The organism is Gelidibacter mesophilus DSM 14095, assembly GCF_000423005.1.
Taxonomy (GTDB): Bacteria; Bacteroidota; Bacteroidia; order Flavobacteriales; family Flavobacteriaceae; genus Gelidibacter; species Gelidibacter mesophilus.
In genome coordinates, this window is the sequence record NZ_AUHD01000016.1 from 63,296 (window position 1) to 69,584 (window position 6,289).

Genomic DNA, 6,289 nt, shown 5'->3' on the forward strand with positions numbered 1-6,289 from the left:
ACTCTGTTTTAGATATTTGTGGTCAAATATAACAACAATCATTCCTATAATGCAAAAATTAGTCTTAAACTTTAACATTTTATTGCACAATAACTTTTTTCAAGGACTGAACTAGATGTAGTATCTTTGCATTCTTATATGTGAAAATGACTATGAAGCTTAACCTTTCAGAAGTAAATCCGAAACAAAATATTATTATTAAAGGCGCCAACCTCCACAACCTCAAAAACATGGATGTGGTCATTCCGCGCAATAAATTAGTGGTCATTACAGGGTTATCAGGTTCGGGAAAGTCAAGTTTAGCTTTTGATACTTTATACGCTGAAGGTCAAAGACGCTATGTAGAAAGTTTATCTAGTTATGCCCGTCAGTTCTTAGGAAGGCTCAACAAGCCAAAAGTAGATTATATCAAAGGAATTGCTCCGGCTATTGCCATAGAGCAAAAAGTGAATTCTACCAACCCTCGATCCACTGTAGGGACAACCACCGAAATTTATGATTATTTAAAATTGCTATTTGCAAGAATAGGCAAAACCTACTCTCCTATCTCTGGTAATCTAGTCAAAAAACATACGACTGCCGATGTTCTCAATTTGGTGAAAACATTTGACGACGGTGAAAAACTTCTCCTTCTCGCTCCAATTATTCTAGAAGAAGGCCGTACCATGGTCGATAAATTAAAAGTATTGCAGCAGCAAGGTTATGCAAGAGTACAATTAGATAACGAAGTGCTTCGTATTGAGGACGCTTTTGAGCATAAAATAAAAACAGAACTATTTTTGGTAGTGGATCGAATTATAGTCAAGCATGAAGACGATTTTTACAACCGACTGGCAGATGCTATCGAAACGTCGTTTTTTGAAGGCAAAGGCACCACAATTATTGAATCCTTATCCGACCATAAGCAAACTGTATTTAACAATAAATTTGAACTGGATGGCATGACCTTTTTGGAGCCCAATGTGCATTTGTTCAGTTTCAACAATCCTTACGGGGCGTGTCCAAAATGTGAAGGTTATGGAGATGTCATCGGTATTGACGAAGAACTGGTCATTCCAAATACGGCACTTTCTGTTTATGAAAACGCCATTTTCCCTTGGCGCGGAGAGACCATGAGTTGGTTCCGGGATCAATTGGTCAATAATTCACATAAATTTGATTTCCCCATTCATAAGCCATTTTTCCAGCTAACAGATACTCAAAAGCAACTTATCTGGGATGGCAATAGATATTTTGAAGGTTTAGACGGTTTCTTCGCAGAATTGGAATCAAAAGCCTATAAAATCCAAAATCGCGTGATGCTTTCCCGTTATAGAGGTAAAACCAAATGTAGCAAATGTCACGGTAAACGCTTACGACCGGAAGCCAACTACGTAAAAATTAATGGTGTGACCATAACCGATTTGGTATCAATGCCCTTAGATCAATTGGCCGTGTTTTTTGAGCAATTGGAATTGGATGATTATGACAGTACCATTGCCAACCGATTGTTGAAGGAAATCAGAAACAGGTTGGCCTTTTTATCGAATGTGGGATTGGATTATTTAACACTCAACCGGAAATCAAATACGTTATCTGGTGGTGAAAGTCAACGGATAAATTTAGCCACTTCTTTGGGCAGTAGTTTAGTGGGCTCCATGTATATTCTAGACGAACCAAGTATTGGACTCCATCCTAAAGACACTGAAAAACTAATTGTTGTGCTCAAAGCTTTGCGCGATTTGGGCAATACAGTTATTGTAGTGGAACATGATGAAGATATTATGCAAGCCTCCGATGAAATCATTGATATTGGACCAGAAGCAGGAACTCTTGGTGGTGAAGTTGTTGCAGCTGGGAATTATAAGGAGATTCTAAAATCAAATTCCTTGACAGCACAGTACCTGAATGGGAAGCTCAAAATTGAAGTTGCAAAAAATCGACGCACCTCCAAATATCATATTGATATTGTTGGGGCTAGAGAACATAATTTGCAAAATATTGATGTAACGTTTCCTCTAGATATGTTGACGGTGATAACAGGTGTTTCTGGAAGTGGCAAAAGTACTTTGGTCAAAAAAATCTTATATCCAGCAATTCAAAAGCATTTGACAGGTTTTGGCGATAAAGCAGGACAGTTTACAGAAATTAAAGGCGATTATTCAAACATCAAACATATTGAGTTTGTAGATCAAAATCCTATTGGCCGTTCTTCACGATCAAATCCGGTGACTTATGTCAAGGCTTATGATGATATCCGAACGCTTTACGCCAATCAGAAGTTGAGCAAAATAAGAAATTACCAAGCTAAACATTTTAGTTTTAACGTTGATGGTGGGCGTTGTGAAACCTGTAAAGGTGATGGTGAAGTAACCATCGAAATGCAGTTTATGGCAGATGTTCACTTAACTTGTGAAACCTGCAACGGCAAACGTTTTAAAAAGGAAGTTTTGGAAGTCACTTTTGAAGATAAAAATATTGATGACGTCCTCAGCATGACCATTGATGACGCAATTCACTTCTTTGAAGCAAACAACCAATCAAAAATTCAAAACAAACTACAGCCATTACAAGATGTTGGATTGGGCTACGTAACATTAGGCCAAAGTTCCTCTACCCTTTCTGGTGGGGAAGCACAACGTATAAAGTTGGCTACATTTTTGGGGAAAGGTTCTAGAAGTGACAATGCCTTATTTATTTTTGATGAGCCAACTACAGGTTTGCACTTTCACGATATCAAAAAACTCTTAAAATCCTTTCAAGCATTGATAGCCCAAGGACATTCGATCATTGTGATTGAGCATAATCTTGAATTGATCAAATGCGCGGATTATATTATTGACCTGGGTCCTGAAGGTGGCCAACGTGGCGGAAAATTAGTGGCAGCAGGTACTCCAGAAGAATTGGTCAAAAACAAAAACTCTATAACCGGAAAGTATTTAAAGGAGAAAATTTAGACTCAGTTGGTATTTGGCAGTAATTAATCGACAGACGTCAATTTTCAATGGGCTATACATTAAAACTGATGCGCTTTTGGGTATTGGTTTCAGATCCCCCCCAAATTCGGGATTAGTTCAACCGGCAATAGCCGATGCGCTCCACTTTCGGGTATTGGGTTTCACTAATAAAACAGGAGAGCCATTAGACCCATAATCAACAAAGCGAAAGGTAGCACTAATGACAAAAACGCAAAACTGATCATATTACTTTTTACAAAGCTCCATAAATACCCCTGTCCATAAAATCGTTTTACGCCCAAAACCAAATAGAAAAATGTTGAAAACATAGTTAAGGTCATGATCCAACCTGGAAAGTCCTTCCAGATTAAATTCGCGATTACCAAAATGCCAAAAACACTGAACAAAAAAGCAAAAAAGTAAAAAGTGAAAACCAAATGATGCACAAACTTTCCTTTTCTAAAGTAAAACAATTTTAAAATAAGCGCAAAAATTGGCAAAAGAATGAACATTGCCAAAGGAATGCTATCAAGAAATGCTTGTAGAATGGATCCTCCACTTTTGGTTTTAAAAAACTTTAAGGTCTGTTTATAAACGCGTTTGGTAAAATATCCGTCACTAGCCTTCAAGCCCATCTTTTTATAAATCTCATCATCCGGAACGCCAGCAATTACCAACGAGTCAATTTCAACCTCACTGATGTCGAAAAACCAACTGTTTTCTTTTTTTTCAACTTTTATAACAGAGTCAAGAAGCTTAGTTTGTGACGAATTTGAGATTGAATTCAGATCTTCATTCTTTAAGGCAAGTTTATAAAGATCACTAGCTTTACTTTGAGATGCCTTATGAATAGAATCTCTAGTTGCTTGAGAGTGTTCAATATCTTTTTTAATTAGAGTATCTAAGCCTTCAACTTGTTTGCGACTCACAAATGAAAATAAAAAGAAAAACACTATTGAAATGAATAAATACATCTGAGCTGGATGTAAATATTTTACGCGCCGGCCCTCGACAAATTGCTTGGGAAGATAGCCGGGCTTAAGCATGAGAGGCATAAAGCTCTTAAAAAATCGCGCGTCTACTGAAAAATAATTGCTAATGGTGTTATTAAAGAGCACATTTAAGGTCAGCTGATCCTTAGCTTTCTGTCCGCAATAAGGACAATGCGGAAAATGGCTCTCGAATTGATGAATACAGTTACTACACTCTTTTAAAGATCTCCGCATAAAGAAACTTATTAAAGGTGATAAATGTAATAAAAAAATGGGGCATTCTTTGAATTCGTAGAGTGCCGTTCGCCATCTTTTTCATGACATGAAATATTATTTCCTATCAATTTTTAAATTCGACTTTTCAATTCGACTTTCTTTAATAAAACACAAACCATTATTCACCAGTGCATCATATTTCTAGGGCTCAAATTTATAACCATATCTCGTGGCTTCCAAAAAAGATGAGAAATAGAGAACATCTAAAGATCCTTTATCGGCAGAAAGATCATTTTCCATCATAATCTGGAGATTTAAATAATCAACCTGAAGCTTTAATTCAAGACGTATAAACTTTACCCTCTAGTTTTTTTCCAATAGGCTTAGTCATGGTTTGCTCTGACAAATTCAGTTTCTCCAAGGCCAATTCCCTTCGGACCTGTTTTATAGTTTTTGTACTACCATCGTGACTCCACCCTGGAGGTCCAAAAACATACATAAATTTGTGTTTTAAATTTTTAGACTTTTTCATATCACGCCAAATATCGGCGTATTCGTGGGTTAAAATCACCCATATATTATAAGAGTCTGGTGGCGATGTAACTCCATAAGTAATGTCAATGCTCTCATCCAGCGGTTTCCATGTGCCAAATATTCTGTCAAACACATTTAAAATTCCACCGTGATTTTTATCCATATATTCAATATTGCATGCGTGGTGCACTTGATGCATGGTATGGGTATTTAAGAACCTATCCAAAAACCCCAATTTAGGTATAAATACAGTGTGGAGTTGAAACTGCCAGAGCGCTTCAATACCTAAACATACCACGAGCATTTCTGGAGGAAAACCAATAGCTACAATCCAAACATAAAACATTGGCTTATAAAAAATAGTAAACCAACCATTTCTAACCGCCGTTCCTAAATTAAAATTATCAGAGGAATGATGCACAATGTGAGCAGCCCAGAAGAACCTGACCATATGATTTTGACGGTGGAACCAATAATACGAAAAATCATCAGCAAGCATACAAAAGATCCAAATATACCAGGCGTAACCGAACGACTCGTAGCCCATTATGTTGGTTCGCACACCATCTACTATTGGATTAAAAACATCATAAACAAAACTAAAAAGAAGAATGATGGTTATTGTCTTAACAAGCGGAGCAATAATTGCTGAGCCCACACCCATCCCAACGCTAGAAAATAAATCGCGCCAGTTGTATAGATCTTTATGATCATGCGTTTTACTGTAAGTAAGTTCTAATAAAATAAGGCCTAAAAAACAAGGGACCCCGTATACAAGGGGATTGGTAAAATCCATATAAATAATTAAGAAAAAGTCTAAAATTCAGACTCATTATTGAGCCGGAAAAGGTAAGTAATAAATTAGTGGCTATTGAGAAAGCGGTCATCAAATTTAAAGCAATTGCCAAAAATGCAAATTACAGCTCGTAATCAATTAGTTAACGGTTAAATTCAATATATATTGTTTCAATAACCACTTTATTTATATAAATAAGTGAAAATTTGTGAGCTCAAAACTACTTCTCAATGTTATGCGAGCAGATTCCATCCCAACAATCGGTATTACTTCTATAAAACACCTAAATAATTCTTAGCTTGAAAAACAGTTTGGTTGGATTTTAAGTTGTCGGTTTTCCGTTCTTTTTCCTATTCAGATTCTTTTGTTAAAAATGAACTCAACTTACTATCAATTTTTCTATCCGTTAGTGCTTTAGTTTTCTTCAGTCAAGATTAGTTTTTATGAAAAACAAATAATTATAATTTATTTCATTTTATAGAGGTCAGTAGTTAGTTGCTTATTAATTCTGTCTGATATATTTTGTCTCTTTGCACCATTTTCACAATAAGATTGTTGAATATTGTGGCTTTGCTCTGTGAGCGGTTTATTCTAAAACAAAACTCATTAAAATACCTGTTTAGATTGTCAGGACTTACCCAGGAATAGGTTGTTCTTATCCAAGATTTGACCTGGTGTATCATTGTATGGAGCGCTTTAAAATTTAATCCCTTGTTACTTTCTATTTGTTTGATGTTGTAGGCTTTTGCAATGGGCCTGTAACCTCTCCATTTATCCGTTGTAACATTGGCTTCCCGGCTTATATGGTCGACAAA

4 protein-coding genes are annotated in these 6,289 nt (G+C 36.2%); 1 reads left to right on the forward strand and 3 read right to left on the reverse strand.

From position 1 onward, the window contains the following. The first annotated feature begins 152 nt into the window (after nt 1-152). Entirely contained in the window at nt 153-2,936 is a 2,784-nt protein-coding gene (gene uvrA / locus G525_RS0115810; protein WP_027127023.1) for an excinuclease ABC subunit UvrA, read from the forward strand. 164 nt (nt 2,937-3,100) lie between these two features. Here uvrA and G525_RS0115815 read toward each other — a convergent pair whose 3' ends face one another. From G525_RS0115815 to G525_RS0115830, 3 genes are all read right to left on the reverse strand, one after another. After that, complete coding sequence (locus G525_RS0115815; protein ID WP_027127024.1) at nt 3,101-4,162, reverse strand: DUF3667 domain-containing protein; 1,062 nt, start codon at nt 4,160-4,162, stop codon at nt 3,101-3,103. Between the two features lie 322 nt (nt 4,163-4,484). Continuing rightward, on the reverse strand, nt 4,485-5,474 hold the full coding sequence (locus G525_RS21220; RefSeq protein WP_051209978.1) for a sterol desaturase family protein: 990 nt from the start codon (nt 5,472-5,474) through the stop codon (nt 4,485-4,487). 491 nt (nt 5,475-5,965) lie between these two features. Next, nucleotides 5,966-6,289, reverse strand: a 324-nt coding sequence (locus G525_RS0115830) for a transposase (protein ID WP_027127025.1), incomplete at its 5' end; no start/stop codon positions are given.

Coding starts and splice junctions, on each gene's coding strand:
- uvrA (WP_027127023.1), top strand. CDS start 153: ATGAAGCTTAACCTTTCAGAAGTAAATCCGAAACAAAATATTATTATT.
- G525_RS0115815 (WP_027127024.1), bottom strand. CDS start 4,162: ATGCGGAGATCTTTAAAAGAGTGTAGTAACTGTATTCATCAATTCGAG.
- G525_RS21220 (WP_051209978.1), bottom strand. CDS start 5,474: ATGGATTTTACCAATCCCCTTGTATACGGGGTCCCTTGTTTTTTAGGC.